The following is a 25,319-nucleotide window of genomic DNA, read 5'->3' as shown; positions in this document are numbered from 1 at the left end:
TGATACTGATCTTTTATACAGCGGTTTTTACCCATTTTTCCTTGTTTTCTGAGGTCGCTTGCTACAATGTAGCAAGCGAATTCGGCAATGTAGCAACTGGAAATGGGCACGATCACATCACGCAAGCGCAAGGACAACTCGACGGCCTACACGGCGCAGATACGGATCAATCGGGACGGGCGCACAGTTTATCAGGAAAGCCAAACCTTCGACCGAAAGCAGGTCGCGCAGGCTTGGATCAAACGGCGTGAGACGGAGCTGGCAGAGCCGGGTGCAATTGAGCGTGCAAATCGTAAGGGTGTGACGATCAGAAAGATGATTGAGCAGTACCTGGACGAGTACGAGAAGATCCGGCCACTGGGCAAGACCAAGAATGCGACTTTGAAGGCGATCAAGGATACCTGGTTGGGCGACCTCGACGACTCGGCTTTGACCAGTCAGAAGCTGGTGGAATTCGCACAGTGGCGGATTAGTAAAGAGGGTGGGGGTGTTCAGGCGCAGACAGTCGGTAATGATCTCTCCCACCTGGGCGCGGTTCTGTCCGTGGCGCGACCGGCATGGGGCTACGAGGTAGATCCGCTGGCCATGCCCGACGCGCGCAAGGTGTTACGAAAGCTAGGTATGGTGAGCAAGAGCAAAGAGCGCAACCGTCGGCCGACGCTCGATGAGTTGGATAGGTTGATGAAGCACTTTTTCGAAATGCAGGTTCGTCGACCTGAGTCGATCAGCATGCCGAAGATGATTGCGTTTGCTCTCTTCTCGACGCGCCGGCAGGAGGAGATCACTCGGATTCGCTGGGATGATCTCGACGAGTCCCGGCAGGCCGTCCTGGTGCGTGATATGAAGAACCCCGGACAGAAGATCGGTAACGACGTGTGGTGCCATCTGCCCGATGAGGCCTGGGCGATCCTACAGAGCATGCCCAGGACTGAGCGGGAGATATTTCCGTACAACTCCAGATCCGTATCCGCATCGTTCACGCGGGCATGCCCGTTGCTGGGGATTGAGGACCTGCACTTCCATGATCTAAGGCACGAAGGGGTGAGCCGCCTGTTCGAGATGGACTGGGACATTCCTAGGGTTTCGAGTGTTTCAGGACACAGGGATTGGAATTCCTTGCGACGTTATACGCACCTTCGTGGCCGTGGTGATCGCTATAAAAATGTTCCTTGGGTGCAGGTGGCGACCCAAATGAGCAATTGCTTAGGGAAAGAAAAAAATCCGTAGCCTTGAATTATTTTGGATCTATGCCCAAATCTAAGCCGCAGGATATTTTTAAAGGGATGTGACTATGCAGTTTTATATAAAGCAGATTAAGAAAGACAGCGGTACAGGCAACATTGTTGAAGTCGCTATTTATGGCAAGGGGGAGAAGTACCGGTATTGGGTTAGGAGGGAGTTTGTTGCTCAAATGATTAACCAAGGGGCAGCGGTTCATACTCTGTTTGAGCGCGATGAAAAATGGGTATTGGGGGCAAAGGTTGAAGTGTATGAAGAATCTTTTTTGCGTACGGTAGCCAATACTCGCGAAGAAGATAATTTGGAAAGTTTGCCTACGGTTAAAATCTAATCGTAAAGAGGGGGCGGTGAAACTCCTGCACATCAGCCCCCAGTCTGCCCACTCCTACGCAGCTCTGCCCATAAGTTGGTTTTGCTCTCTGGTGGCTTTTTCTCGCTGCCGATCGATGTAATCCGCAAGGTCCTTTAAGTGAATACCGAGCGCAGCTTTCTGAGAGTTAGCCCCCAAACGCACAACGGGAATGTCGATCTCTCCATCTAATTGTTTACGTTTAAATTTTTCCACCGTTAAATGCATATAATCCGTACACACTCGATCAAGCGGAATTACGGCCTGCCCATCGTACTGAGCCATCAGTAAAAACAAGGTATTCATTGCGATACCTCTTGTGTGGATGTGCTCACCGGCGAACTCCTTTGGCTTGCTGGTCAACGAGTGCGGTGTGCTTCCACGCTCTGCGCATCCAAGCTGCGAAGCCAGCTCGGTATGCGTAATGCTCACGAGCGAACGAGTCGGATGTCTTCACACTTGGTGCGGTAATGTAGGTGCCTCGCTGGGCACAGTACTGCAGGCCCTCGGGGACAGGGAACTCTTTCTCGAACTCGACGCGCTCGTCGATCTGCACTTCGTCGACGGCTTCTTGTGATGGACTTTCAGAGTTGCTGTCAGTGTGCGTATACCCCACAGCAAGCTGCGCGGGCGGGCGATTTTGAGCGGTTAGCGTTGCATTGGGTGTGGCTGCCTCGCGCAGCTTTTCGTGGGGTATAAGCGCCTCGGTGGTGCTGCTGGAAGGAGCAATAATGCCTGCTGCTGCGCAGCAGAGGCTGTTTGTTTCTGGTGCGTCGACGCTGACTTCCTCGCGGAGCAAAGCGGTCGGGGATTGGGTGTTGTGCTGGTCCTTTTGCATGCCGCTTTCCTCCGAGGTTCGATTGCGCGTTGGTTCATCAGCCGCTGATGAGGCGTGAGCCGGGTTGCGGTGGCTGTGGGGTTGGGAGCGAACTTGGCTCATGCGGCGCTCTCCTGATCTACCGGCTGCAGCAGGGCAGCCAAGGCGAGCGCTTGGTCGCGGAGGGTGCGTGTGTCGCGTTCCAGCTTTTTGCCGGTGCGAAAGGCGCTGAATGTCTCGGATGCGATCCGAAGTTTTTCGGCGATTTCCAGTAAGGTGAGTCGTTCCTGTTCACCCATTTTTGACGCAGCGAGGGCGCGCTCGTAATGGGCGTAAAGTTTCTCGCGTTGGTCATTGGCCCGGCAGAGGGCGAGTTCCAGGTTACGGTTCTCTTCCCAGCTTTCAGATCGCTGAATGGCTTTGCCTTCATCCATTCCATCTCGATACCCAACACAGCCGCCAACGTCATAGCCTTCGCTGTAGCCCTGTGATTGGCCCTCGTCATGGCCGTTGTTGAATCCGTTCCGGTAGGCGAGCCAGTAAATGCCGGCGGTCATGAGGACGATTGCTATCAGCGCGCAGATTTGAATTGCAGTCATGTGGTGTGCTCCTGGTGATGTCATCGGCCGGTGGTGGCAGCCGCTTGGTTTGTGGTTGTTACTCGTTGGTGTCGTCCTGCTGTCGCTGCATGTCTTCGTCGGCCTTGTAGGCGCGGATGTCGATCAGTGAGGCGACGTGCCGGATGTGTGCGTACTTCGGAGCCTTGCGGCTGGTGTCCAGTGTGGTTATGGGGAGCTGGATGCGGCCGCTGCTGATTTCGGCCGCGAACGATTGCTCGTTGAGGTTGCGAAAGTAGCGTTCGCGAACTCTGTCGAGCGGGATCAGAACGTCGCCAAAGGTGCGAAAGAGCAGCTCGACGGTGGCTGACTCCGGTGCCGGGTGCAGGCGCAGCGGGTTTTGTGCAGTGTTACTCATGGCTTTGTTGGGCCTCCTTGCGTTGTTTCCTGGCCGGGTGGTTCCAGGCGTTCAGACAGTGGGTTCTGGTCAGCTCGCGCAGATGTTCGGGCACTTCGAGGAGCGCGGTGTTGCGCTCCTCTCGTGTCCGCATGGCGATGATCTGGCGGGCGTATTCCCTAGGCCACGTCACGGTTGTCTGCCGGGATGGCAGGCAGGTCGATGCCCAACTGTTCGGCCAGCCAGCGGATGCCGGGTTGTTTCACCCTGGTCGACTGGCTGTACTGCATGCCGAGTTGGTCGTGGTACCACTGGCCGTCCTTGATACGCAGGTAATCGCGGTCGCGGTTGGGGTAGGCCGGTAGGTTCCTCTCGTTCAGCAGGCCTTTTTCCCGCATGCGAGCGATGAGCTTTGGCCGGGTGAGGCCGAGTTGGGTTGCGGCTTGGGCGAGGTTGCGTTCCATAGCGTCCTCCTCATGCCACGTGCGCGGCCGGGGTGGCCGCTGCAGCGAGGTGGTTGATGGACTCGGTGACCTTGCCGTAGATCTCGACATCGGTGCCGTACGCGGTGAAGCAGCGGGTGTGCGGGCTTTTGTTACCGATGCTCAGGATGGTGGTGACACCTGAGCGCGATTGGGTGCGATGCAGCGCGACCTGAATGGGATAGTCGAAGCCCATGTCGACGCTTAGCACGCCGCCGGTGCGTACCAGCTCGAAAACGCGCTGCTTGTCGGAGACCTCGAAGCAGCCATATTCGCGACTGGCGTGCGGGCGGTGCACCAGGTCGCTGGTGTTGCTCGCGTCGAACGGGCCATTGGCGATTTCTTCGATAAAGTCGGCCAGCTTGAGGTGCGTTTTCTTGTCGTTCTGCAGGGTCAGCGTGTGGCGTTCGCACCCCAATACAACGACGAAGGTACTCTCGGTTGTGCCTCGCTCGACCTTGAGACGGAACGCCAGGCATTCACGCTTGGGCGCTGTCCGGAGGACGTGGTTGAAGGTCTCGGTCAGATTGACCTGTGCATTGAGCAACTGGAGCGTGCGGTTGTCGATTTTGTACCTGATCATGCTGCGTGCCCTCCGCCGTTTGAATCGAATGGAGTGGGGGCGGTGAGTTGTTGCTGCTTCGGTTTGCTGGTGACAAACGAGCAGCCGCTCTTGCGGGCCAAGCGGCGTATCTCGAAGATTCGGGAGGGGTCAGTAGCGGTTGGGTGGACGTGCAGGGTTGTTGTGGTGTGCATGGTTTTGCCTCGCTCTGTGGTGGAAGAGTGAGATAAATATCAACCTTTGGTTGTGCAATGTCAACTATAGGTTGATTTTGTTGGTGTGGAAATTTTTTGTCATGACATTGAGTCGGCTAGAAACCTAAATTCAAGCATGCGGCCGTATAGGCTCTAAATAGCGATTGATGTTTGGCATAGTGATAGTCGAAAATGCGTGATTGAATTTCCTAAAATACTTGGCGAAAGGGATAATGCGATGTCAGAGCCATCGGTAGGTAGCACGGATAGCGGGAATAGTGGAAGTGATGGCGTAGACGGGCGAGGCTGTGTTCCTTTTTTTAAGAATGATGATAGTCAGATAAAATTCGAGTTTTGCTACTTGGTTCTGCTATTTCTTGCCGTAGCATTTTTGATGTTGGCGATTCAATTTAATTTTATTCCTATGGAGTATAGAAATAAGGTTTTCGTGTTTTCCCTGCTTGGTGGTTTTTTAGGTGGCTGGGTATATGACACGAAGTGGTTTTACAGGGTTACAGCAAGAGGTAAGAATGATCAGCATAAACAAAAGTGGCAATGCCATAAGTTTTACTGGAGGATTTTGACTCCCTTTCTTTCCAGTTTGGTTGCCTTTGTAACGTATATTTTAGTTGCTTCAGGTGTGTTCCCTATTGTGTTAAAAGGCTCTGGTGCGGCGAGTGCAGCGTTCTCGGTTTGTTTTTTGTTTGGATATTTCTCTGATCTAGTGCTGAGTCGTCTGGCGGCTTGGGCGGAAGACCTTTTGCCAAAATTGAAAGGCAATAGTGCGGAAGTTGATAGAGAAAATAATTCGACTCAAAATTCGAGTGCTGATGATGCAAAATTGTAACGTTTGTCGAGAACTTAAATTGCAAGCCCTTGAGGGATGCGATCCTCGGTATCAACAATTAATATCGAGTGGAAAAAACATCATTTTTGCGAGTGAAGACTTTGTAGTTATTCCGAGCATTGGTCCTCTGAATGATTCGCATGTGATGATTGTTCCCAAGAGACATTTGAATAATTTTTCGGTGCTTTCTGTGTCGGAACTCGAGCAAGTAAATGAGATTATGAAGAATTTGATTTCATATGCTTCCGCGAATTTTGGAAGACGGCTGGTTTTTTTTGAGAGTGGTGCGGGCGTTTCTACGAACCACTCTGGAGGTTGTATAGTTCACGCTCATATACATTGTGTATATGAGTCTGAAGAGTTTGAGAGTCGTTTGTTTGATGAAGTGGACTTTCAAGAGAGCAGAAACGGCTGGTATGAAAAGGCCGATGCTGGTAAAGGCTATGTCTGGTATATGAGCGCTGACGGTAAACCTTACTTGTGTAATGCACCACAGTTGCCATCGCAATTTTTAAGGTATATTTATTCGGTCGCCATAGGTGATGTTAGGTTCTGGAATTGGCGTAGGCACAACAATTATGAAGGCGTCCTCAAGGTGCTAGAGAATTACGGGAGGTTTTTTTCAGTCACGTAAACGGAATATACTGTTACTCAGGTATGAATGACCCTACTACCTTTCCGCAAATATGTGTTTCTTCAGTAATATCAATTATCGGATATTGAGGATTGATGGGCCTCAGAAATTGCCGTCCAGCATCTGATACTAGTATTTTGAATGTGGCTTCATTGGTGCGTGGAACCCTGGCAATTACTCTATCGCCTGTTTTAGTCTCTGCCTCAGGATCAACAAAAATTATACATCCGGTAGGATAGCTTCGTCCTGGGCCAGGATTTGTCATTGAGTCTCCGAGAACTTTTAAGGCATAACCTTGATTGCTGATAGGGACCGGGCAAGATAGCCATGAGGCCGTATCGTAGTCGTCAATATTTGAGACTGCCTCGCACCACGCACCTGCCTGTACCCAGGAAATTAGAGGAACTTTTCCAAAGCGCTGGTTGATTTCGCTGATATTACTCTCATGGTTAGCCATCATCCGATGAACGTTCCCCCCACCAGTCTGTTCCTTCGGTAGCACTCCATACTCTAACCATTCACGGCGTACCTTCAGCCATGAGCAGAGCGCAGCCATGCTGTCTGCTTCAGCCATTGCTTCACCATTCAGCCATTTACTGACTGCCTGCGTGGTTTTATCCACTCCCATAGTTTTCAACTGACGATGTATGTCCACGCCACGTCCCCGGCTGCGTACGCCGGCATCGTTGAGGGCTTCGTGTAGGCGCTCGCTGAAAGCTGCGCGAAGAGAGTTTTTATCAACCATTGGTTGAGAGTCTCACAAAGGTTGCGCAATAGTCAGTTGATCTATAACATCAACCGCAAGTTGATAAGTGGAGGCTGTCATGTTGGACCCCGCAGATTTTCCGAGCGCGATTGCATTCGCGTTTGAAGCCGTAGGCGGCATCGGGGCCGCCGCCAAGGTATGCAATAGAAGCTATCAGGCGTTGAACAAATGGCGTCAGGCTGCGTGCTTGCCGCGAACGGACTACACAGGTGAAACCAAATACGCCGAGCTCTTGGCGACAGCTGCAAAGCAGAAAGGCAATGCCTTCCAAGTAGCTTGGCTGTTGAACGCTTCGGCCCCTCATAAAGCTGCTGCGTAGCAAGAAAAAAGGCGACCCAGAGGTCGCCAAGTTCCTCCCGACACGCACCACCACAGCGCTATCGGGTCGCGATAAAGGTAGGCGGGCACACCACATGCAACCAACTCTCTCTATCGCGCTTTCCAAGGCTCGGAAGCCTTGGTGTTGCTGCCTTTTCCACCACAGATTGGGCAGCTGTTGCGCCTGGGGTGAACAACGGATTGTTCGCCCCGGCACGGTGCCGGTATCGATCCCGAAGATCTAGCCGGCGTTTGGGCCCTTTCAAGCCACGCGGCAAATGTATCACCACTGCATGTCGCGCGGCACTGGCAACTTACAAGGATTAATGCCATGAGCCGTATCATTCTGAGCTCTCTAGACCGGGCGCAGCGGGAAGTTCTGCCGCTCGATCTCGCGCTTTACCACGCCGCACGGGACTACCCCGGCGGCGCCGCAGCCATCGCCGCCACCACCGGCCGAAATGCGACCACGCTGCAGCACAAGCTTTCCCCAACCCACCCAAGCCACACGGTGAACATTCAAGAGTTCGGCGAGATTCTGGAGCTGACCAAGGATCGCCGCATTCTGGATGCGGTGCATGCGTTGGTCGGTGACACGACCTGGCAGGAGCTGGCCGAGGCTTACACCAACGACATGCCCGAGACGTTGACCACCGGTATCGCGGAATACTTCCGCAAGGTGGCGGATCTGGCGGACACCTGGGCCAAGAGCATTGGTGACGGTGTCGTCACTGATGAGGAGCTGGCCGCGATACGCCTACAGGTGTTTCGTGGGATTCAGGGGTTGTTGGGGCTGTTCAATCGCGCCACGTATGTCAACCAGACAACGCGGGGTGTTGATCGTGGCTGATATCGCTGACTTCGCTAATGACCTGGTGCAAGAGCGTATCGATCAAGCGCTCGCTGCTCGCAACGCCGCCAAGCCTGCTTTGGCGGCGCATTCGTTTCTGTTCTGCGAAACGTGTGATGACCCGATCCCTGAGGCCCGTCGTTTGGCGCAGCCCGGCTGCACGCAATGCGTGGAATGCCTTTCTGTCGACGAACTGAAGGGGGCTCGCCATGCTGGATGAGGTTATGGGGCAATTCGCCGATTATGGGCTTGAGCCTGCACAGCCATTGGTGTTCGGTAAGCTCACCCGGTGCAAGACGGCGCAGGACAAGGGCAAGGAAAAGAACGGCTGGTATATCGCTCATGAGCATCGTACCGAGAAGGGTGAAACGCTGATTTTTGGCGCATTCGGAGATTGGCGTTCGGGTGAGTCGCAGAAGATCAAGGTCAAGGCCGGGCGGATGTCGCCGGAAGAGCGTGAGGTCATGCGCGCTCGGCAGGAGGAGGCGAAACGCCGGGCTGCTGAGATAGCGGCTAGTGCGGCGCGTCGTGCGGCCAAGCGGGCGGCGGGGATGTTCAAGCGCATGCCGGAGAAGGGCCGTAGCGACTATCTGGATCGTAAGCAGATCGTTGGTGTCGGTGTTCGGTATGCGCCGCGCACCGGTGCGTTCCTAGTGCCGATGTCCAACGTGCGTGACGAGATTGTCGGCCTGCAGGTGGTGTTTCCAACCAAGCAGGAAGACACCGGCCGGGACAAGTCGTATTGGCCCTACGGGATGTCGAAGGAGGGCGCCTTTCACCTAATCGGTCCGCATCCAGATCCGGGCGAGCCAGTGCTGGTATGTGAGGGCTATGCCACGGGCGCAAGCCTGCATATGGCGACGTCGCTGACCGTGGCCATCGCGTTTGACGCCGGCAACTTGCTGGTGGTGTGCAAGGCGATGCGTGAGCGCTTTGCTGGCTGCCCGCTGATTATCTGCCGGGACGATGACTGGAAGACCACGAAGCCCAACGGTGATGCCTGGAACCCTGGTGAAGAGAAGGCCAGTAACGCGGCGCTGATTGTCGGTGGCCAAGTGGTTGCGCCGATCTTTTCCGGTGAGCGGGAGATCAAGTGGACTGACTTCAACGACCTGCATGTCGCCGAAGGTTTGGAGGCCGTGCGCCGTCAGGTGTTGGCGGTCGTCAAGCCGCCGGCCGCTGGTGGCTGGAAAGACATGCTGGCTCGAAGCGAGAGCGGGGCGTTGATCGCGCACATGCAGAACGTCGAGTTGATCCTGGCCAACGATGAACGTTGGGCCGGGGTGATCAGTTACAGCGCGTTCAGTTCGAAGATCGTGAAGCTGCGTGCGGCGCCTTATGGCGGCGGCACGGGCGATTGGGCGGACATAGATGATGTGCGGGTGATGAAGTGGCTCGCGCAGCAGTACAACTTGCGGGTGAAGGCGTCGCATGTGATCGAGGCGGTGAGTGTGGTTGCGCATGACCATGCGTTCCATCCGGTGCGGCAGTACCTCCGCAAGCTTGAGTGGGATCGCGTGCCGCGCCTGGAAAGCTGGCTCACGGACGTCATGGGCGTGAACGCTACCGATTACTCGAGCAAGGTCGGTAAGCGCTGGATGTTGTCGGCCGTGGCGCGGGTAATGAAGCCGGGCTGCAAGGCTGACTCCGTGATGATTCTTGAGGGTGCGCAGGGCGCCGGTAAGTCGACGGCGATGAGTATTCTCGGCGGCGAGTGGTTCATGGATACGCCGTTCGCGCTGGGCGACAAGGACGGGTTTCAGGCGATCCGGGGCAAGTGGATCGTCGAGCTGGGCGAGCTGGATAGTTTCAACAAGGCCGAGAGTACCAAGGCCAAGCAGTTTTTCTCGGCGTCCATCGATACTTACCGTGAGAGTTACGGCCGTCGCACGATGGACGTACCGCGTCAGTGCGTGTTCGTTGGGACGACGAACCAAGACGAGTACCTGAAGGACGCGACCGGTAACCGCCGTTATTGGCCGGTGGCGTGCACAAAAGTGGATCTTGAGCTGTTGCGTTCGATCCGCGATCAGCTGTGGGCCGAGGCGGTGTTCTGTTACGACGCGGGCGACCTTTGGTGGGTGACGCTGGATGAGGCGGCGATGTTCGGCGAGGAACAGGACGAGCGCTTTGTGGTGGACGAGTGGGAAGGGCCGATTCTGACTTGGTTGGAAGAATCCCAGATCGGCGAGACCACCACCGGCAGTGACGTGCTGACCAGTGCGTTGAAGTTGGACTTCGGGCATTGGGGTAAGCCGGAGCAGATGCGCGTCGGGGCGATCATGCATCGGTTGGGATGGCGGCGTGTTCGGATGCCTCCGTTGGTGAAGAGTGGTCAGCGGCCGTGGGCATACAAGAAGCCGGCCGGGTGGGGTGGGGCTTCGGCGTTGAAGCGGGAACCAATTGAGGAGCCTTGCTTTGATTAAGGAGATCGATTCGCTGCTTCGGTTGTGGGCGCAGGAGCTGCATTCTGAACATTCGAAAGGGGGGCTCGCTGGGGGGAATATGGTTGCCATGATGATGGAGAGTAATGGGCAACTGATCCGTGGACGGCGGGCCTTTCGTGCGCCGCTGGAGAGTTCTCTCGACATCGAGCTGATTGTGAACAAGCATCTGGCGCCCGAGCTGGTGACGGTTGTGCGGGAGCATTACTGCACGCTCGATGTTGATATGCGCTTGCGGTACGCGCACTGCGGTTGTGGCCGTGACACGTACTACCAGCGTTTGCATGACGCACACCTGCAGATCTTCGGGGTGATGATGGGGTTGGCTGCGTGACCCTTGGCATCCGTCCGGCTGTTTTCGTCCCACTGGCCCGTCTTGTCCCGCTGCGTTTTGATGCAGTGGGACAGGTGCGGGCCTTGTCGTTGTTGGGCTGTCCCACCGTCCCGCTGCAAAGTGCCTCCCGCCCGTGTAAGCGTAGCGGGCAGCAATACGCGCGTTTCACGCGCATGCGTGTTCTTTAAGATTCTTCCATTACACGAGAAAGGAGAGAGATAAGTAGGACAGTGGGGCGAAGCCCCGACTTTAGGCGCTCTCAGGCGTCCTACTTCGATTCTGAAGGGTGGGACAGATGGGACGCCGCCGTAACAGCAGAATGCCGGGGTGGGATATTCGCCGACATTCGCTAGGCGTTCACCCGGTGTTACCCACATATTCGCCGGGTGGCATTAAACCGGGGTTGCTGCCACCGGAATCGACCTGTAAAAAGTAGGCATCTTCGATAGGTGCGACCGCAGAGAGCGGCAGGCACCACACCACCAAACCCGGCCATTGCGCCGGGTTTTTGCGTTTAGGGGTTGGCGATGACAAACGAGCAACAAGCGCTGGCAGAGATGCCGATCTGGTTAGTGATCGTCCTGGCCCTGGTCGGCGGCGTATCGGGGGAGATGTGGAGGGCCGACAAGGATGGGGCGCGGGGCTGGGCGTTGTTGCGCCGCCTTGCGCTTCGATCTGGTGCCTGCATTGTCTGCGGGGTGTCGGCGATGATGCTGATGATCGCCGCCGGCATGTCGATCTGGACGGCGGGCGCGTTGGGTTGCCTCACCGCGATGGCCGGTGCCGATGTTGCCATCGGGTTGTACGAACGCTGGGCAGCCAAGCGGCTGGGCCTCAGCGAAGTCCCGCCAGCCGGGGGCGAGCAGGGGTGATGCACCGATTTGGGGCGCCGAAATCCGCCGGGGACCCTAGCGGTATCTGAAGGACACGGGGTCGGAAACCCGCGGGAAAGTGTTAGCGGGAGCGCCCCCAGCTTACTGAAATTCAATCCATTGAAATTGAAAGGTCTGCATTGAAAAGCCGTTGAAAGGAGGGCTTATGACAGAACCATCTTACCTGTCGAAAAGCGCCTTCGCGGCGCGGATAGGCAGGGCACCGAGCTACATCACCTGGTTGAAAAACAACAACCGCCTGGTGCTGTCGCCGAATGGAAAACTGGTGGATGTGCAGGCCAGCGAAGCGTTGATTCGCGACACCGCTGACCCAAGCAAAACCGCCGTCGCTGAACGCCACCAACAAGACCGGATACAGCGTGACGTGTACAGCCAACTGTCGACCCAAACCGAGCCGACTTCCACGGCTGCGCCGCCGCAGGTGCTTATCGGCGACGGCAAGCTCCCCGACTTCCAAAAGGCCCGCGCTTTGCGTGAACACAACATGGCCAAGCTGGCGGAGATCGAACTGGGCAAAGCTCAAGGCTCGCTGGTCTCCAAAGAAGCGGTCGAAACCGGCGCCTACAACGCCGGCCGATTGCTGCGCGATCAACTGTTCGGTCCGCTGCCGCAACTGTCCCACGACCTTGCGGCCATGACCGACCCTTGGCTGATCGAAAAACACCTGACGGCCACCTTCCGTCGAACGCTGGAGGAAGCCGAGCGGCTCTCTTCGGCAGATCTTGAACACGCCATGACAACGGACTGAACCCATGCACACGGAATTTCCTGACGGTGCAGAGGTTTACCGTGAGGCTTATTTCCGTGGACTGCGCCCCGATCCAGACCTTTGGATCGACGAATGGGCCGACGAGTACATGCGGATCCCGCGAGACACTGGCGCTCCTGAACCCGGCCAGTACCGCACCTCACGGACACCTTACGCCCGCGAGCCAATGCGCTGCCTGTCGCCGGCTCACCCTTGCAGACGCGTGGTCACCATGGTGGCCTCGCAGTTGATGAAAACCCAGATCGCCCTGAACTGGATGGGCGGCCTGATCCACATGGCGCCGTCTAACATCCTGGCACTGCTGCCTAGCCTGAGCTTGTCCAAGCGGGTGTCTGGGCGGATCAGCAAGACCATCAAAGCGACGCCGGTTCTGCGCGAGCGAGTCGCTGCTACCCGTTCGCGGGATGCACGTAACACGATGGACACCAAGGAGTTCGAGGGCGGTTCGCTGTACGTCACCACCGCCGGTTCTGCGGCCAACCTGTCGGAGTTGTCGGCGCGTTACATCTACGGTGACGAGGTAGACCGCTGGGAGAACGACGTCGGTCAGGAGGGTGATCCCATCCGGCTGGCAGAGACGCGGGCGACCAACTTCGGCCGCAACGCCAAGATCTACTTTTCCAGCTCGCCAACGATCAAGGGCGCCTCGCGAATCGCGGATCTGTTCGAGTCCAGCGACCAGCGACACTATTACGTGCCTTGCCCGCATTGTGGGCACATGCAGGTACTTGAGTGGGAAAACCTACTCTACTCGGCCGATTTCAGCGTCGTGCATTACAAATGCGCGGCGTCCGGTCTGGATTGTGACGTTCTGATCGAGGAACACCACAAGAGCGATATGCTCGCCCGAGGCGAATGGCGTGCTCATGCTGGCGGCGATGGCAAAACCGTTGGCTTTCATCTCAACGCACTCTACTCGCCGACAGGTTGGATGGACTGGGGATCGCTAGCGGTCGAGTTTGAAGACGCCAAAAAAGCCCAAGCCCAGGGCGACACGAGCCTGATGCAGGTGTTCTACAACACCCGTCTGGCCAAGGTTTGGGATAGCGCACTCGAACAGACCAAGGCGGAAGTGCTGATTGCTCGGGCGCGGCTGGAGAATTACACCCTCGGTACGATGCCGGCCGGTGTGCTGATGCTGACCGGTGCCGTCGACGTCCAAGCCAACCGCCTGGAAATGATGGTGATGGGGTTTGGTGTCGGCATGGAGCGCTGGGTGGTCGATCACCAGGTCATCTGGGGCGATCCAGCTGACGAGCGTACCTGGTCCGTGCTGGACGAAAAGCTCAAGGCTCGCTACCGGCATCCTTGCGGCGTCGGCTTGGGCATCCTTGCCGTTGGCGTCGACTCCGGCGGTCACCACACCGACGAGGTTTATCAGTTCTGCCGCGTGCGTCGTTGGCGCAATGTCTTCGCCATCAAAGGCGCGAGCAAGCCGGGCAGGCCGGTCATCGCACAGCGCCCGTCCCTGGTCGACGTGACCTGGAAAGGCCAGACCGAACGTAACGGCGCCGAGCTGTGGTTCGTCGGCACCGACACGGCAAAGGATTGGATCTACAACCGCTATCCGTTCCCGGACGGCCCGGGTTCGCTGCACTTTGCCAATGATCTGCCGGACGAGTTCTTCGCCCAGTGCGTCGCCGAGCGCAAGGTCGTGCGTTACGTGCGCGGCCACAAACGCATCGAATGGGTCAAGGGTAAGGCCGAGCGCAACGAAGCGCTCGATCTGATGGTGTACTGCCTGGCCATGGCCCATTACCTCGGCATCAACCGCTACCAGGAACACGACTGGGATCGGGTGCGTCAGGCTCTTGCCCAGTCCGGTCTGTTCGACGATGCCTTGGGCATCAAGCCGGTTCAAGGTGAGCGCGTCGACGAAGGCGCAACACCTGAACCAGCGGCTGTGCGACAGGCTCAAGCCGCACCACTACCTTCCGCGCCAGTCGCTCCACCGCGACCACCAGCTGCACCCCCTCAACGCCGCAGCTCCACCAGCGGCTACCTGAAGAGACGCTGATATGTCCTTTACCCAGAAACATCTCGAAGTCATCGAGCGTGCCATTGCGCGCGGCGAAAAGACCGTGCGCTACAGCGACCGAACGGTGGAATACCGCGACGTCGACGAACTGCTCCGCGCTCGTGAAGAAATCCGCAGTTCGCTAATCAGCGCTGCCGCTCCGCGCTCGCGGGTCGTGCGGCTCAGTCACGGAGGCAAGGGAATCTGATGTCTCGACAGTTTCCGGCCCTGACGCGTAGCGGATTTTTGCTGCCATCGAACATCAAAGCCAGCTACGAAGGCGCCGGAGAGGGCCGCCGTTCGGCCAGTTGGGATGCCTCTGATAACGGCATCAACAGCATCAACACCCCAGCATTGCGCAACCTGCGAGCCCGGTCGCGGGCAGCGGTGCGCAATGACCCATACGCGGCCAACGCGATCAATAAGCGCGTCAGCAACCTGATCGGCACCGGCATTACTCCGCGCCCGAAGGTGAAGGACGAAGAACTGCGCAACCTGCTGCAGGAGTTGTGGGAAGACTGGGCTGACGAGTCTGACGCTGACGGTCTCTGCGACTTCTACGGTCAGCAGGCCCTGGTGGCTCGCACTGTGGAAACGGCGGGTGAATGTTTTGTGAGGTTGCGCCCGCGTGGTCTCGACGAGGGGCTGGTCGTACCGCTGCAACTGCAGACTCTGGCACCGGAGTTTGTGCCGCACGACAAATTCGAAACCACCCGCGACGGCAACATCATTCGCGCCGGGATCGAGTTCAACCCAGCCGGCAAGCGTGTGGCCTATTGGATGTATCGCTCGCACCCGCGTGACGCGTCGTCGCTCAACAGCGGCTACAACCAGCTGGTGCGTGTACCGGCCAGCCAGGTACTGCATATCTTCGAGCCACTGGAGCCTGGGCAGTTGCGCGGCGTGCCGCGTATGTCGCCAGTCCTCAAGCGGCTGCGCAGCCTGGACAATTACGACGACGCGGTGCTGTTCCGGCAAGAGGTCTCCAATCTGTTTGCCGGCTTCATCAAGCGCCCATCGCCGGAAATGGGCCAAGTACCTCGCGACCCGGTCACCGGCCAGTTGATCACCACCGACCGCGACGGCTTCACGCCGATGGTCGCGCTGGAGCCCGGCACCATGCAGGAGCTGGGCGCCGGTGAGGAGGTCGAGTTCTCCAAACCACCGGACGCCGGCAACAACTACCCAGACTTCATGCGACAGCAACTAATGGCGGCAGCGGCCGGCACCGACACGCCTTACGAGATCCTCACCGGTGACATGAAAGGCATCAACGACCGGGCGCTGCGTGTGGTGCTGAACGAGTTCCGACGACGCCTCGAACAGCTGCAATTCAACGTCTACATCCACCAGCTATGCCGGCCGGTACGCGCTGCGTGGCTGGACATGGCGGTACTGGCTGGGGTGATCGACCTGCCGGACTACGCCAGTCGCCGCCGCGAATTTCTGCGCACTCGCTGGGTGCCGCAAGGCTGGGCCTACATCCAACCGGTACAGGACGTGCAAGCGCGAATGCTGGAGGTCAACGCCGGATTCGGCTCGCGCAGTGAGATGTGCCTGCGTACAGGTTACGACGCCGAAACGGTCGACGCGGAAAATGCCGCCGACGCCCAGCGGGCCCGCGACCTGGGCCTCAATTACAGAACGCTCGTCGAGGCCGATGCCCACCCTGACGATCAGGAGAAACCATGAAACCACCGTTCCCTCTACGAATCTTCAACAAGGTCGGCGATCAACTGCCAACCCAAAATCAACATTGGTACAGCCTTCGGGCCAGCGGCGAAGCCGACCAGCGCACCATTGAGGTCTACGTTTACGGCGAGATCGGTGCATGGGGTATTACCGCCAATCAATTCATACGTGACCTCGCAGCGCTGGATGACGGCGTGTCGCCGGTCGTTGCAGCCTTCAATAGCATCGGCGGCGATCTGTTCGACGGTCTGGCCATTCACAACGCCTTGTCGCGATTGGGTGAGCGCTGCACCGGTCGGGTCGATGCCTTGGCTGCCAGTGCGGCGAGCGTAGCGGTCTGTGGCGCGCACCGGGTGGTGGTCGCTGAAAACGCCATGCTGATGATTCACAACCCGTGGACGTATGCCTCGGGCGATGCTGAGGATCTGCGCAAGGTGGCGACCGCGCTGGATCAGGCGCTGGAAGTCATCATCGCGGCCTACAAGGCCAAAGCGCCAAACATCGACGAAGTCGAGTTGCGGCGCCTGGTCAATGCCGAGACCTGGCTGACAGCTCGCGAAGCGGTGGCCCTCGGATTGGCCGACGAGGTCGGCGACGGCGTGCAAATCAAGGCATGTCTGGGGCAAGGTATGGTGATGCAGAAATACCAGCACACGCCCAAGGCGCTGCTGGATCTGCTCAAGGAGCCCACGGAACCGACCGAGCCGGTGGTCAACAATCCTGAGCCACCAGCACCTGGTGAGGATGCGTCGGCACTGGCTCTTCTGATCACCCAGTCCTGCAACCAGGGCGGAATGAGCAACCTGATCGAGCCACTGCTTGCCACCACCAAGTTGATGGATGAGGCGACCGTGAAGGCCGCGATCACCCAGGCCAAGTCGATCCGCGATCTTTGCGTAGCCGCCCGGCTGCCCGAGTTTGCGGTGGAGTTTGTTCAGGCCGGACTGGATACCAGCGCCGTGCGTGCGCGGCTCTTCGACAAAGTCGTAGGAAAAGGTGGGGGCTTCGAGATCGACAACAGCCTGCCGCAGAACGAAGACCCAGCCCCGAAGGTGCTGGCCAAGCAACCTGACCCAAACTCGATCTGGGCAGCCCGCCGGGCCGCACAATCCCAAACCTCGAAAGGAGCTAGACCATGACATCTAAATTGGAGCCGATGCACGCGGGCGAATTCCTGCTGTCCGAAGGCGCCGGCAACATCTCCCGAGAAGCGATCAACGTCGCGGCTGGCCCGGCACTGGAGCCCGGTCAGATCCTCGGGCTGGTGACCACGTCCAGCGAATTCGCACCGTACAACCCGACCGCCGAAGACGGTACGGAGAACGCTGTCGCGATCCTCTATGGCCCGCTCGGAGAGTCAGACGTTGTTCGGCGCGGTCGCGCCGTGGTGCGACTGGCCGAAGTCAGCGAAGCTCATCTGACCGGTCTTGATCCGGCCGCCGAGAAAGCCCTGGCCGCGCATTTCGTGATCGTTCGCTAAGGCGCTTCTTCCTTTTTATGCATCCCGCCGCGAGCGGGATTTTTCGTTTCTGGAGAGTACACCCATGGCCGATATCGCCATTTTTGAAGACGACGCTTTCAGCGTTCCATCGCTGACTGCTGCGATCAGCGAACAAGAATACTTGCCGGGCCGTATCAGTAGTCTCGGGCTGTTCCGCGAAGAGGGCACCACTTCCTTGACGGTACAGATCGAGAAAGACGGCGACACCCTGGCGCTGGTGCCAGCCGGTGAGCGCGGCACGTCGGGGCTGGTGGTCGGCGGCAACCGACGAACGCTGATCCCTTTCAACACTGTGCACCTGCCGGAGCGGTTCACGATCAAGGCCGACGAGATCCAGGGCATTCGCGCCTTCGGCACCCGAACCGAACTGCAGTCGGTACAAGACGTGGTCAACCGTCGCCTGGCCAAGGCTCGTCGCCAGTTGGACGCGACTCACGAGTTCCAGCGTATGGGAGCGCTGAGCGGTCAGGTGCTGGATGCCGATGGCAAGACTGTACTGCTGGACATCTATAAAGCCTTCGGCGTCCAACGTCAGAAAATGTCGATGGGGTTGGGCAACCCTGATACTGACGTGCGTGTCCGTGCAGGCGAGGCCCTGGATATGCAAGAGGACGCGCTGGGCAGCGTGACCAGCACCGGTTCCCGTGCCTTCTGCGGCAAAAGCTTCTGGAACAAGCTGATCTCGCACAAGTCCGTGCGGGACACCTACCTGAACACCATGCAAGCCGCTGCTCTGCGAGGTGACTCTCGTGAAAGCTTCGAGTTCGGCGGCATCGTCTGGGAGCGCTACCGGGGCAAGGTTTCCGGTGTGTCGTTCGTGCATGACGATCAGGCCCGCCTCATTCCCGAAGGCGTCCCGGATCTTTACATCTCCACCTTCGCACCGGCTGACTACATGGAGACGGTCAACACCGAAGGCCTGCCGTACTACAGCAAGCTCGAACCGCTGCCATTCAACAAGGGTGTTGCCGGTGAAGCCCAGTCGAACCCGCTGCACCTGTGCACGCGACCACGCGCACAGATCCAGCTGGAACTCTGACCGTGGGCTTTCGCGATCTGATTGCTGAGGTCGACGCGGTGGTGTTCGAAACGCTGGGCGATACGGCGCGGATAGAAGGTCGCGATGAGCCAGTGTTCGGCATGTTCGCCGCGCCCTGGCTGCAACCCAAGTTCGGCAAGCTCAACACCGGATTACGCGAGCCGCGCTTCGAGATCCGCGTCAGTGATTCGCAGGGCTTGGAGCAGGGGATGCTGGTCAGCGTTGACTTACCTGCCTTGGACGGCGGCGGTGACTACGACCTGATCCAGCTCGAACCGAGCGGCGACGGTCTGGTTGCCCTGATTCTGAGGTTGCGCCCATGAGCGTCGGCAGCTATTTCAAACCCTCTGCCGGGGGCGGGATGATCTCCATCCAGTCCTCGGCCGCAGACTTTCAGGCGTTCCAGGACTTTGCCAAGGTGGTGCCGAAAGCTGCTGCGGCGGCGCATCGGCGCGCAATCAACAAGACGTTGGGTTGGTTGCGCACGCACATCGCCCGAGCCGTCAGCCGGTCAGAGCGCATTGCTGTTGCAGCGGTGCGTCAGCGGTTGCGCAGCTATCCGGTTTCCGGCGGGGCCGCGAGCGGCAAACTGTGGTTCGGTTTGAACGCCATCGAGTCCAGCCGGATCGGCCGAGCGCGGCAAAGCGGCAGCGGCGTGTCAGTGGCGGGGCGGCGTTACCAAGGGGCTTTCCTCAAGAAGGTCTATGGCAACAAGCCCGACATCTGGATTCGCACGGCCAGCAAGCATTTCAACGCGGACGACTACCCCGACAGCACGGTGTCACCTGGTCGCGGACCGAGCTCGGGTTGGGTTGCCGAAAACGGCAGCCGTTTCCCGCTGGCCAAGGCCAAGGTATCGCTGGAGCAAGCTCGGCCGCACTTCGAAAGCTGGGTAAAAAAAGCGGATGAGCGCCTGCTGGAGATCCTCAAGCAGGAACTCAACTTTGAGCTGCAGAAATACCTCAAGAGGATCGGCAATGTCTGACGAACCTTTCAGCCTGGACCAGCTTTATCGGGCGGTAGAACTGCATCTGCGTACCCACTTGCCTGGCGTGCAGGCCGTCACAGCCTGGCCAGACATTAAGGATCGCGTGTTGTTGCCAGCGGTGTTTCTTGAGGTGGCTGAGATCGAGCCGGGTACCGATATCGGCACCGGCGAAACTTCGCTGATCTTCAAGATTGAGGCTCGCATCATCGTCGACCCGATCAAGCCGCACCATCATCAACAGGCCGTGCAATTGGCGACCCAGTTGGCGGTGCTGCTGCGTGCGCAGACGTGGGGGTTGGCAGTTGAACCCGCCGAGTTTGTGCAATCGCTGCAGGACTGGACCCAGCCGCATCTGGATGGATACACCGTGTGGCTGGTGGAGTGGACTCAGCAAGTCTATCTCGGCGTTGAGGAATGGCCGTGGCGGGATGAGCCGCCGGGGACGTTGGTATTCGACGTTGATCCGGGTGACGGGCCATTCAGGCCAGAGGATCTGCCGTGAGTTACGCGAGCGCCCAGCATGACCGCATGATCGCGGGGGCGATAAAGGCTTGCTACGTGGTCGCGGTGGACCTGTCCGCTTCGCCGCCGGTGTGCCGCGTGTCGGATGGCAGTGAATGGGTCAGCGCGTGGGTGCGTTGGCACAGCATCGCGGCGGGCAAGGCCAGGCATTGGCGGGCACCTTCTCTCGGTGAACAGGGCAGTTTGATCAGTCCCAGTGGTGACGTGTCACAAGGCACGTTTGTACCGGGCCTGTACGGCAATGCCGGACCGCCGCCAGACAACCGCGACCATGTCGAGGTATGGCGTTTTGATGATGGCGGCTCGCTGATCTACGACTGGCAGGCCAACAGCTACACCATCACCCTGCCGAGCGGTACGGTCAGCATCAAAGTGGCCAGCACGGAAGCGGTTGTAACCGATGCCGCCGTGAGCGTGACCACCGGCAACATCAACCTAAAGGCGGCGGTGATGATCGACGGCGCGTTGCATGTCACCAAGGGCATCACCAGCGCCGGAGCAATCATCGACGCCACCGGCAACAGCAACCACCACACGCATTAATTCATTTACGACAGCCCGCGCAGTGCGGGCTTTTTCATGCCTGGAGAAATACATGGCCAAGATCGATACGACCGTCGCTGAGGTGCAAGCGTCCTCGAAGCCGGCAATTGCATCCTCACCGTTCTCATCGCCCGAGTTCTTGAAATTCCGCGACAAGCTCTACACGTCGCGACTGTTGATCGTGCCCGGTACTGACCGTTCCTATCCGGTCGACAAGGCGGCGGTCGTTGTGCCGACCTCCGACATCGAAGCGGTCAAGTTCCTGAAAGCCAGCGAAGAATACGAGCCGTTCAAGGAGTGACATTGATGATCGGAATGGATCGCCACACCGGCCTACCCATATCCGGCATCGAGCATCTGCGGCAATCCATTGCCGACATCTTGAGCACGCCGCTGGGCAGTCGCCGGCACCGTATGGAATACGGCAGCAAGCTACGGCGGTTTGTCGATTTACCCATCAACGAAGGCTGGAAAAGCGCCGTACAGGCTGAGGTTGCCCGCGCTCTTGGACGATGGGAGCCGCGTTTGAAGTTGGATCAGGTGCGCGTCATGTCCGTCATTGGCGGGCAAATCAATTTGCAAATCGTCGGGAAGTACCTGGGCGACAGCGTCACGTTGGAGGTGGCTGCATGAGTACCGTAGATCTGTCGTCGCTGCCAGCGCCGACCGTGCTGGAACCTCTGGACTTCGAAGAGGTTTATCAGGACGGGCTGAGCGTGTTTCGCGGGTACATGGGCGGTAACTGGACGGCCGCGCTGGAAAGCGATCCAGTGGTCAAAGTGCTTGAAGTCGGGGCTTACAACAAGGTCGGCAACCGCGCCCGAGTCAATGACGCCGGCAAGGCGCTGTTACTGGCGCACGCCATTCGCGGTGACCTCGATCACTTGGGCGCGAACGTCAACCTGACGCGCCTGGTCATTCAGGCCGAGGATCTGTTGGCGGTACCACCGGTGCCCAAGGTCATGGAAGACGATGATCCGTTTCGTGAGCGTATCCAGTTGGCCTATGAAGGGTTGACCACGGCTGGTCCGCGCAACAGCTACATCCTGCATGCGCGTAACGCCTCTGGGCTGGTAGCAGATGCCACGGCCGAAAGCCCGGCGCCCTGTTACGTCACGGTCACGGTACTGGGATTGGACGGGGAAGGCGAAGCACCGCCGGAGCTACTGTCGACGGTGGCTGCTGCGCTGAATGACGATGATGTCCGCCCGGTTGGAGATCGGGTGACAGTGCAAAGCGCGCAGGTGATCCGTTACGAGATCGACGCCATTTTGCACATGGCCAGCGCCGGCCCGGAAGCGGATGCCAGTTTGGCCGAGGCCAAAAGCCGCTTGGCAGCCTGGATCAATCCGCGCAAGCGGCTGGGCGTCGAGGTCGCACGCTCCGCTGTTGACGCCCAGTTGCACGTTGCCGGCGTTGCCCGGGTTGAGTTGGTCGGATGGCAGGATCTGGCCCCAACCAAGGCGCAAGCGGCGTTCTGTACGCGCTACAACGTGAGGCTGGCGAGCTGATATGAAAAGTCTCCTGCCGCTCAACAGCACCCAACTGGAACGGGCCATGGAGGCTGCGTTCTTCGAAAAGACAATTGTTCCACTGCGCGACCTCTACAACGCCGATACCTGCCCGGTTCATCTGCTGCCGCACCTGGCATGGGCGTGGTCAGTGGATCGCTGGGATTACCGGTGGAGCGAAGCTACCAAGCGCGCAGCCATCAAGGCGTCGTACTACATCCACAAACACAAGGGCACCGTTGGCGCTCTGCGCCGCGTGGTTGAGCCGCTGGGCTACTTGATCGAGATCGTCGAGTGGTTCCAGACGGTGCCCGAGGGTGTGCCGGGTACCTTCGCGCTGAAGGTCGGCGTTCTCGACACGGGTATCACCGAGGAGATGTACCAGGAGCTGGAACGCCTCATTGACGATGCCAAACCCGTTACCCGGCAACTGACCCGGCTTGCGATCAGCCTCGAAACCCAAGGCAATTTAGACATTGCCGTGTCCCTCTACGACGGCGATGAAATCGATGTTTACCCGCCCGTCATGCGTGACATTGAGGTCACCGGCAGCATTGGCGTGGTCGGCCGCGAACACACCATAGACACCCTGGACGTTTATTATGATTGATGCGAATTCGCAGTTTTTCGCGATCCTCACGAACGTGGGGATGGCCAAACAGGCGAACGCCGACGCGCTCGGCATTGCCTGGAAGATCACGGAAATGGGGGTTGGCGATGCGAACCCGGGAGGGTTGGCCGACCCACCCAATCCAGTGCCGGCGGCCACTCAGACCAAGTTGCTCAGCGAATGGCGTCGCAAGCCGCTGAATCAGCTTCGCGTTGACCCGGTCAACCCGGCGGTGATCATCGCCGAGCAAATCATTCCGGCCGACGAGGGCGGTAAGTGGATTCGCGAAATCGGCCTCTACGACGCGGACGGTGATCTGGTGGCGGTGGCCAACTGTGCGCCGAGCTTCAAGCCGTTGCTGTCGCAAGGCTCCGGCCGTACGCAAGTGGTGCGGATGAACTTCGTGGTCAGCAGCACGGGCAACATCACGCTCAAGATTGACCCGGCGGTGGTGCTAGCGACCCGCGAATGGGTGCTTGCGCAGATACTGGAAGAGTTGAGCAAGCTCGATATCAAGCAGTCGGTACGCGTTGCCACCACGGCCAATATCAATCTGGTCGGCTTGCAGGTGGTGGACGGGGTTTCGCTGAACGCCGGTGACCGGGTGCTGGTGAAAGACCAGATAGCGGCCAAGGACAACGGTCCGTGGGTGGCGGCTGTGGGCGCCTGGGTACGGGCCAAGGATGCAGACAACAGCACCAAGGTGACGCCGAATCTGACGGTAGCGGTCGAGGTCGGCACAACGCAGGCCGATACGATCTGGCAACTGGTGACGGATGGCCCGATTGTCGTGGGTACCACCGCGCTGACCTTCAAGAACATTACGGACGGCTTTGCCCGGTTGTTCTCGCCGGCCTTTTCCGGCAACCCAACGGCCCCCACGCCGGCGCAGTTCGATAACAGCAAGTCGTTGGCGACGACCGAGTTTTTAAAGCGTCGAGGTATCGAGTATTCGGGGTTTACGACCAACGATGCGAGCTTGGTGTTATTGGCGTCGCACGTCGGCGGCCTGCACAGTTTCTCCGCCGCTACGCAGCTCACGGCGACCTTGCCGCCAACGGCGGGCGTGGCGCAGGGGGCCACGATCACGCTGGCCAGCGCTGGCTCGGGTGGACTGAAAGTCGTGGGTTCGGGAACGGACGTGGTGTACACCTCGACCGTTGTTGCTGGGCCTCTCGTGTTGGCCCTGGGCGACACGGCCGAATTCATCCGCCTGCAAGACCAGTGGCGGCTGATCGGCGGCACGGCGGGGCTGCGTTTTGCGGGCACGTTGAGCGGCCCTTATTACGTCACGCAGCCGCTGTTCGATAGCGGAAAGTCGCCGGCCACTACCGAATTTGTGCAGCGAGCGCAGGGTAACTTCGGCGGACAAACGAATATCAGCACGGCCAATGCCACGCTTACGCCGGCAATGGCTGGTCGGCGCATCGTCGGTAATGTGGCGGGGGTGTGGACGCTGCCGCTGTTGGACGCGGTTGGTATCGGGTCGAGGTTTTACATTCAGAACTCGGCGGGCCCTGACATCGTAGTCAACCGGCAGGGGACGGATATGATCGTTGCTCTCGCCAGGGCTTTGACCAGCGTCATTATCCCGGGGAGTTCGTGTGGTGTTCTGGTGCGTGGCGAATCCAACTGGGTGTTTGAGGAAGGTGCTGCGGCCCTGAAATATTCCATGGAGTTTGCCTCGAGCATTGCTGGCTCGGGCTGGGCCAAAAATGCCAACGGCCTTATTGAGCAGTGGGGAACGGGCGTTACGGATGCGAACGGGTATGTATATGTCACGTTCCCTATTCCGTTCCCCAATGCGCCACGAAACATCACTCTGACACACGTCGGAACGATAGGTTTGCTGCATGCAGTTATGAATGCTGGGTTGGGCGCGGCTGGTTGCACCTTGCGCGTGCAAAATGCGGCGGGGACGACTCAGGCGAATTGGACGGTTTGGTGGCGGGCGATAGGGAATTGAAGATGAATAAAATCGTGTTTTTCAGTCCGTCCACCTGTGGGGCTTACCGTCCCGAGATCCACGGCGTCGACATGCCGGGGGACGTGGTCGAGGTGGCGGAAAGTGTTTGGCTGGCCCTGCTCGATGAGTTGTCGGTCAGTCCTAAAAAAATGTCGTCCCGGCCTGATGGTCAGCCGGTGCTGATTGATCCGCCGCCGCTCGCTGCTGACGAACTGGAGGCGGTCGAGCGGGCTTGGCGTGACGCGCAGTTGGCCCTGTCCGATCCGCTGGTTTCCCGGCATCGCGACGAAGTTGAAGATGGCGGCGCAACCTCGATCACGGCAGAGCAATATGCGGAACTGCAGGCCTACCGCCGACAGTTGCGCGACTGGCCGCAAGGGGATCAGTTCCCGCTCGTCGAACACCGGCCGCCGACGCCGACTTGGCTGTCAGCACACCCCACCTAAACGCCCCTCACTGACGGGGCGTTTTTCACTCC

General features: G+C 58.7%; 34 protein-coding genes. 27 read left to right on the top strand and 7 right to left on the bottom strand.

Annotation, left to right across the window (positions count from 1 at the left end; genetic code table 11):
• Positions 1-102 precede the first annotated feature (102 nt).
• Both JJN09_RS10550 and JJN09_RS10545 read left to right on the top strand, forming a co-directional pair.
• Positions 103-1,227 carry a site-specific integrase gene (locus tag JJN09_RS10550; RefSeq protein ID WP_249490071.1) on the top strand — a complete coding sequence of 375 codons (1,125 nt, stop codon included), beginning with the start codon at positions 103-105 and terminating at the stop codon, positions 1,225-1,227.
• 64 nt (positions 1,228-1,291) lie between these two features.
• Positions 1,292-1,570: a DUF3892 domain-containing protein gene (locus tag JJN09_RS10545; protein WP_249490070.1), complete on the top strand. Its 279-nt coding sequence runs from the start codon at positions 1,292-1,294 to the stop codon at positions 1,568-1,570.
• A 54-nt stretch (positions 1,571-1,624) separates the two neighbouring features.
• Here the strand turns inward: JJN09_RS10545 and JJN09_RS10540 are convergent, their stop codons facing one another.
• From JJN09_RS10540 to JJN09_RS10515, 6 genes are all read right to left on the bottom strand, one after another.
• The gene (locus tag JJN09_RS10540; RefSeq protein ID WP_249490069.1) at positions 1,625-1,894 is read right to left on the bottom strand and encodes a pyocin activator PrtN family protein; all 270 of its coding nucleotides are present in this window, start codon (positions 1,892-1,894) and stop codon (positions 1,625-1,627) included.
• A gap of 25 nt (positions 1,895-1,919) precedes the next feature.
• Positions 1,920-2,528 (bottom strand): hypothetical protein, encoded by a 609-nt coding sequence (locus JJN09_RS10535; protein WP_249490068.1) that lies wholly within the window; start codon positions 2,526-2,528, stop codon positions 1,920-1,922.
• Positions 2,525-3,004: a hypothetical protein gene (locus JJN09_RS10530; RefSeq protein WP_249490067.1), complete on the bottom strand. Its 480-nt coding sequence runs from the start codon at positions 3,002-3,004 to the stop codon at positions 2,525-2,527. The genes JJN09_RS10535 and JJN09_RS10530 overlap by 4 nt, the downstream gene beginning before the upstream one ends.
• A gap of 58 nt (positions 3,005-3,062) precedes the next feature.
• Positions 3,063-3,380: a pyocin activator PrtN family protein gene (locus tag JJN09_RS10525; protein ID WP_249490066.1), complete on the bottom strand. Its 318-nt coding sequence runs from the start codon at positions 3,378-3,380 to the stop codon at positions 3,063-3,065.
• Between the two features lie 158 nt (positions 3,381-3,538).
• Positions 3,539-3,823 carry a phage antirepressor KilAC domain-containing protein gene (locus JJN09_RS10520; RefSeq protein ID WP_163974171.1) on the bottom strand — a complete coding sequence of 95 codons (285 nt, stop codon included), beginning with the start codon at positions 3,821-3,823 and terminating at the stop codon, positions 3,539-3,541.
• 10 nt (positions 3,824-3,833) lie between these two features.
• Entirely contained in the window at positions 3,834-4,424 is a 591-nt protein-coding gene (locus JJN09_RS10515) for a hypothetical protein (protein ID WP_249490065.1), read from the bottom strand.
• 369 nt (positions 4,425-4,793) lie between these two features.
• Between JJN09_RS10515 and JJN09_RS10510 the strand changes: the two genes are divergently transcribed.
• Positions 4,794-5,444 carry a hypothetical protein gene (locus JJN09_RS10510; RefSeq protein WP_249490064.1) on the top strand — a complete coding sequence of 217 codons (651 nt, stop codon included), beginning with the start codon at positions 4,794-4,796 and terminating at the stop codon, positions 5,442-5,444.
• A gap of 19 nt (positions 5,445-5,463) precedes the next feature.
• Positions 5,464-6,078 (top strand): HIT family protein, encoded by a 615-nt coding sequence (locus JJN09_RS10505; protein ID WP_249490063.1) that lies wholly within the window; start codon positions 5,464-5,466, stop codon positions 6,076-6,078.
• A 13-nt stretch (positions 6,079-6,091) separates the two neighbouring features.
• On the opposite strand, the gene JJN09_RS10500 is transcribed toward JJN09_RS10505, so the two are convergent.
• A complete protein-coding gene (locus JJN09_RS10500) occupies positions 6,092-6,823 on the bottom strand; it encodes a LexA family transcriptional regulator (protein ID WP_249490062.1) in 732 nt (243 codons plus the stop codon).
• Positions 6,824-6,902: 79 nt separating this feature from the next.
• On the opposite strand from JJN09_RS10500, the gene JJN09_RS10495 reads away from it, so the two are divergent.
• The 23 genes from JJN09_RS10495 to JJN09_RS10385 all read left to right on the top strand — a co-directional run bounded on the left by JJN09_RS10495 (position 6,903) and on the right by JJN09_RS10385 (position 25,287).
• Positions 6,903-7,163 (top strand): hypothetical protein, encoded by a 261-nt coding sequence (locus tag JJN09_RS10495; RefSeq protein ID WP_249490061.1) that lies wholly within the window; start codon positions 6,903-6,905, stop codon positions 7,161-7,163.
• 330 nt (positions 7,164-7,493) lie between these two features.
• On the top strand, positions 7,494-8,012 hold the full coding sequence (locus tag JJN09_RS10490) for a phage regulatory CII family protein (protein ID WP_249490060.1): 519 nt from the start codon (positions 7,494-7,496) through the stop codon (positions 8,010-8,012).
• The gene (locus JJN09_RS10485) at positions 8,005-8,232 is read left to right on the top strand and encodes a TraR/DksA family transcriptional regulator (protein WP_249490059.1); all 228 of its coding nucleotides are present in this window, start codon (positions 8,005-8,007) and stop codon (positions 8,230-8,232) included. The genes JJN09_RS10490 and JJN09_RS10485 overlap by 8 nt, the downstream gene beginning before the upstream one ends.
• Positions 8,222-10,438, top strand: a complete 2,217-nt coding sequence (locus tag JJN09_RS10480; protein ID WP_249490058.1) for a VapE domain-containing protein — start codon at positions 8,222-8,224, stop codon at positions 10,436-10,438. Before JJN09_RS10485 ends, JJN09_RS10480 begins: the two co-directional genes overlap by 11 nt.
• On the top strand, positions 10,431-10,790 hold the full coding sequence (locus tag JJN09_RS10475; RefSeq protein WP_249490057.1) for a hypothetical protein: 360 nt from the start codon (positions 10,431-10,433) through the stop codon (positions 10,788-10,790). The genes JJN09_RS10480 and JJN09_RS10475 overlap by 8 nt, the downstream gene beginning before the upstream one ends.
• Before the next feature lie 527 nt (positions 10,791-11,317).
• Positions 11,318-11,662, top strand: coding sequence for a phage holin family protein (locus JJN09_RS10470; protein ID WP_249490056.1), 345 nt, complete (start codon positions 11,318-11,320; stop codon positions 11,660-11,662).
• A 166-nt stretch (positions 11,663-11,828) separates the two neighbouring features.
• Positions 11,829-12,431 carry a terminase small subunit gene (locus JJN09_RS10465; protein ID WP_249490055.1) on the top strand — a complete coding sequence of 201 codons (603 nt, stop codon included), beginning with the start codon at positions 11,829-11,831 and terminating at the stop codon, positions 12,429-12,431.
• Positions 12,432-12,435: 4 nt separating this feature from the next.
• Positions 12,436-14,469, top strand: a complete 2,034-nt coding sequence (locus tag JJN09_RS10460; RefSeq protein ID WP_249490054.1) for a phage terminase large subunit family protein — start codon at positions 12,436-12,438, stop codon at positions 14,467-14,469.
• 1 nt (position 14,470) lies between these two features.
• Positions 14,471-14,677 carry a phage head-tail joining protein gene (locus tag JJN09_RS10455; protein ID WP_249490053.1) on the top strand — a complete coding sequence of 69 codons (207 nt, stop codon included), beginning with the start codon at positions 14,471-14,473 and terminating at the stop codon, positions 14,675-14,677.
• Entirely contained in the window at positions 14,677-16,161 is a 1,485-nt protein-coding gene (locus JJN09_RS10450) for a phage portal protein (RefSeq protein ID WP_249490052.1), read from the top strand. The genes JJN09_RS10455 and JJN09_RS10450 overlap by 1 nt, the downstream gene beginning before the upstream one ends.
• Positions 16,158-17,300: a head maturation protease, ClpP-related gene (locus JJN09_RS10445; RefSeq protein WP_249490051.1), complete on the top strand. Its 1,143-nt coding sequence runs from the start codon at positions 16,158-16,160 to the stop codon at positions 17,298-17,300. The genes JJN09_RS10450 and JJN09_RS10445 overlap by 4 nt, the downstream gene beginning before the upstream one ends.
• Positions 17,297-17,641 carry a head decoration protein gene (locus JJN09_RS10440; RefSeq protein ID WP_249490050.1) on the top strand — a complete coding sequence of 115 codons (345 nt, stop codon included), beginning with the start codon at positions 17,297-17,299 and terminating at the stop codon, positions 17,639-17,641. Before JJN09_RS10445 ends, JJN09_RS10440 begins: the two co-directional genes overlap by 4 nt.
• Positions 17,642-17,705: 64 nt before the next feature.
• A complete protein-coding gene (locus JJN09_RS10435) occupies positions 17,706-18,701 on the top strand; it encodes a major capsid protein (protein WP_249490049.1) in 996 nt (331 codons plus the stop codon).
• 2 nt (positions 18,702-18,703) lie between these two features.
• The gene (locus JJN09_RS10430; RefSeq protein WP_116254767.1) at positions 18,704-19,024 is read left to right on the top strand and encodes a hypothetical protein; all 321 of its coding nucleotides are present in this window, start codon (positions 18,704-18,706) and stop codon (positions 19,022-19,024) included.
• Entirely contained in the window at positions 19,021-19,686 is a 666-nt protein-coding gene (locus JJN09_RS10425) for a hypothetical protein (protein ID WP_116254766.1), read from the top strand. Before JJN09_RS10430 ends, JJN09_RS10425 begins: the two co-directional genes overlap by 4 nt.
• Complete coding sequence (locus JJN09_RS10420) at positions 19,679-20,191, top strand: hypothetical protein (protein ID WP_249490048.1); 513 nt, start codon at positions 19,679-19,681, stop codon at positions 20,189-20,191. Before JJN09_RS10425 ends, JJN09_RS10420 begins: the two co-directional genes overlap by 8 nt.
• Positions 20,188-20,754 carry a phage baseplate assembly protein V gene (locus JJN09_RS10415; protein ID WP_249490047.1) on the top strand — a complete coding sequence of 189 codons (567 nt, stop codon included), beginning with the start codon at positions 20,188-20,190 and terminating at the stop codon, positions 20,752-20,754. The genes JJN09_RS10420 and JJN09_RS10415 overlap by 4 nt, the downstream gene beginning before the upstream one ends.
• Positions 20,755-20,806: 52 nt before the next feature.
• Entirely contained in the window at positions 20,807-21,055 is a 249-nt protein-coding gene (locus JJN09_RS10410; protein WP_249490046.1) for a hypothetical protein, read from the top strand.
• 5 nt (positions 21,056-21,060) lie between these two features.
• Positions 21,061-21,387, top strand: coding sequence for a GPW/gp25 family protein (locus JJN09_RS10405; protein ID WP_249490045.1), 327 nt, complete (start codon positions 21,061-21,063; stop codon positions 21,385-21,387).
• Positions 21,384-22,265, top strand: a complete 882-nt coding sequence (locus JJN09_RS10400; RefSeq protein ID WP_249490044.1) for a baseplate J/gp47 family protein — start codon at positions 21,384-21,386, stop codon at positions 22,263-22,265. Before JJN09_RS10405 ends, JJN09_RS10400 begins: the two co-directional genes overlap by 4 nt.
• Position 22,266: 1 nt before the next feature.
• Complete coding sequence (locus tag JJN09_RS10395; protein ID WP_249490043.1) at positions 22,267-22,875, top strand: phage tail protein I; 609 nt, start codon at positions 22,267-22,269, stop codon at positions 22,873-22,875.
• Positions 22,868-24,841, top strand: a complete 1,974-nt coding sequence (locus JJN09_RS10390) for a phage tail protein (protein WP_249490042.1) — start codon at positions 22,868-22,870, stop codon at positions 24,839-24,841. The genes JJN09_RS10395 and JJN09_RS10390 overlap by 8 nt, the downstream gene beginning before the upstream one ends.
• Before the next feature lie 2 nt (positions 24,842-24,843).
• Positions 24,844-25,287 (top strand): phage tail assembly chaperone, encoded by a 444-nt coding sequence (locus tag JJN09_RS10385; protein WP_249490041.1) that lies wholly within the window; start codon positions 24,844-24,846, stop codon positions 25,285-25,287.
• Positions 25,288-25,319 lie beyond the last annotated feature (32 nt).

The organism is Pseudomonas sp. HS6, assembly GCF_023375815.1.
Taxonomy (GTDB): domain Bacteria; phylum Pseudomonadota; class Gammaproteobacteria; order Pseudomonadales; family Pseudomonadaceae; genus Aquipseudomonas.
The sequence above is the reverse complement of the archived record's forward strand: the minus strand, read 5'-3'. Positions and strand labels throughout refer to the sequence as shown.

What these genes read in the sequence shown, in the direction of transcription:
- JJN09_RS10550 (WP_249490071.1), top strand. Translation starts at nt 103, where the DNA reads ATGGGCACGATCACATCACGCAAGCGCAAGGACAACTCGACGGCCTAC.
- JJN09_RS10545 (WP_249490070.1), top strand. Translation starts at nt 1,292, where the DNA reads ATGCAGTTTTATATAAAGCAGATTAAGAAAGACAGCGGTACAGGCAAC.
- JJN09_RS10540 (WP_249490069.1), bottom strand. Translation starts at nt 1,894, where the DNA reads ATGAATACCTTGTTTTTACTGATGGCTCAGTACGATGGGCAGGCCGTA.
- JJN09_RS10535 (WP_249490068.1), bottom strand. Translation starts at nt 2,528, where the DNA reads ATGAGCCAAGTTCGCTCCCAACCCCACAGCCACCGCAACCCGGCTCAC.
- JJN09_RS10530 (WP_249490067.1), bottom strand. Translation starts at nt 3,004, where the DNA reads ATGACTGCAATTCAAATCTGCGCGCTGATAGCAATCGTCCTCATGACC.
- JJN09_RS10525 (WP_249490066.1), bottom strand. Translation starts at nt 3,380, where the DNA reads ATGAGTAACACTGCACAAAACCCGCTGCGCCTGCACCCGGCACCGGAG.
- JJN09_RS10520 (WP_163974171.1), bottom strand. Translation starts at nt 3,823, where the DNA reads ATGGAACGCAACCTCGCCCAAGCCGCAACCCAACTCGGCCTCACCCGG.
- JJN09_RS10515 (WP_249490065.1), bottom strand. Translation starts at nt 4,424, where the DNA reads ATGATCAGGTACAAAATCGACAACCGCACGCTCCAGTTGCTCAATGCA.
- JJN09_RS10500 (WP_249490062.1), bottom strand. Translation starts at nt 6,823, where the DNA reads ATGGTTGATAAAAACTCTCTTCGCGCAGCTTTCAGCGAGCGCCTACAC.
- JJN09_RS10495 (WP_249490061.1), top strand. Translation starts at nt 6,903, where the DNA reads ATGTTGGACCCCGCAGATTTTCCGAGCGCGATTGCATTCGCGTTTGAA.
- JJN09_RS10490 (WP_249490060.1), top strand. Translation starts at nt 7,494, where the DNA reads ATGAGCCGTATCATTCTGAGCTCTCTAGACCGGGCGCAGCGGGAAGTT.
- JJN09_RS10480 (WP_249490058.1), top strand. Translation starts at nt 8,222, where the DNA reads ATGCTGGATGAGGTTATGGGGCAATTCGCCGATTATGGGCTTGAGCCT.
- JJN09_RS10470 (WP_249490056.1), top strand. Translation starts at nt 11,318, where the DNA reads ATGACAAACGAGCAACAAGCGCTGGCAGAGATGCCGATCTGGTTAGTG.
- JJN09_RS10465 (WP_249490055.1), top strand. Translation starts at nt 11,829, where the DNA reads ATGACAGAACCATCTTACCTGTCGAAAAGCGCCTTCGCGGCGCGGATA.
- JJN09_RS10460 (WP_249490054.1), top strand. Translation starts at nt 12,436, where the DNA reads ATGCACACGGAATTTCCTGACGGTGCAGAGGTTTACCGTGAGGCTTAT.
- JJN09_RS10455 (WP_249490053.1), top strand. Translation starts at nt 14,471, where the DNA reads ATGTCCTTTACCCAGAAACATCTCGAAGTCATCGAGCGTGCCATTGCG.
- JJN09_RS10450 (WP_249490052.1), top strand. Translation starts at nt 14,677, where the DNA reads ATGTCTCGACAGTTTCCGGCCCTGACGCGTAGCGGATTTTTGCTGCCA.
- JJN09_RS10445 (WP_249490051.1), top strand. Translation starts at nt 16,158, where the DNA reads ATGAAACCACCGTTCCCTCTACGAATCTTCAACAAGGTCGGCGATCAA.
- JJN09_RS10440 (WP_249490050.1), top strand. Translation starts at nt 17,297, where the DNA reads ATGACATCTAAATTGGAGCCGATGCACGCGGGCGAATTCCTGCTGTCC.
- JJN09_RS10435 (WP_249490049.1), top strand. Translation starts at nt 17,706, where the DNA reads ATGGCCGATATCGCCATTTTTGAAGACGACGCTTTCAGCGTTCCATCG.
- JJN09_RS10425 (WP_116254766.1), top strand. Translation starts at nt 19,021, where the DNA reads ATGAGCGTCGGCAGCTATTTCAAACCCTCTGCCGGGGGCGGGATGATC.
- JJN09_RS10420 (WP_249490048.1), top strand. Translation starts at nt 19,679, where the DNA reads ATGTCTGACGAACCTTTCAGCCTGGACCAGCTTTATCGGGCGGTAGAA.
- JJN09_RS10410 (WP_249490046.1), top strand. Translation starts at nt 20,807, where the DNA reads ATGGCCAAGATCGATACGACCGTCGCTGAGGTGCAAGCGTCCTCGAAG.
- JJN09_RS10405 (WP_249490045.1), top strand. Translation starts at nt 21,061, where the DNA reads ATGATCGGAATGGATCGCCACACCGGCCTACCCATATCCGGCATCGAG.
- JJN09_RS10400 (WP_249490044.1), top strand. Translation starts at nt 21,384, where the DNA reads ATGAGTACCGTAGATCTGTCGTCGCTGCCAGCGCCGACCGTGCTGGAA.
- JJN09_RS10395 (WP_249490043.1), top strand. Translation starts at nt 22,267, where the DNA reads ATGAAAAGTCTCCTGCCGCTCAACAGCACCCAACTGGAACGGGCCATG.
- JJN09_RS10390 (WP_249490042.1), top strand. Translation starts at nt 22,868, where the DNA reads ATGATTGATGCGAATTCGCAGTTTTTCGCGATCCTCACGAACGTGGGG.
- JJN09_RS10385 (WP_249490041.1), top strand. Translation starts at nt 24,844, where the DNA reads ATGAATAAAATCGTGTTTTTCAGTCCGTCCACCTGTGGGGCTTACCGT.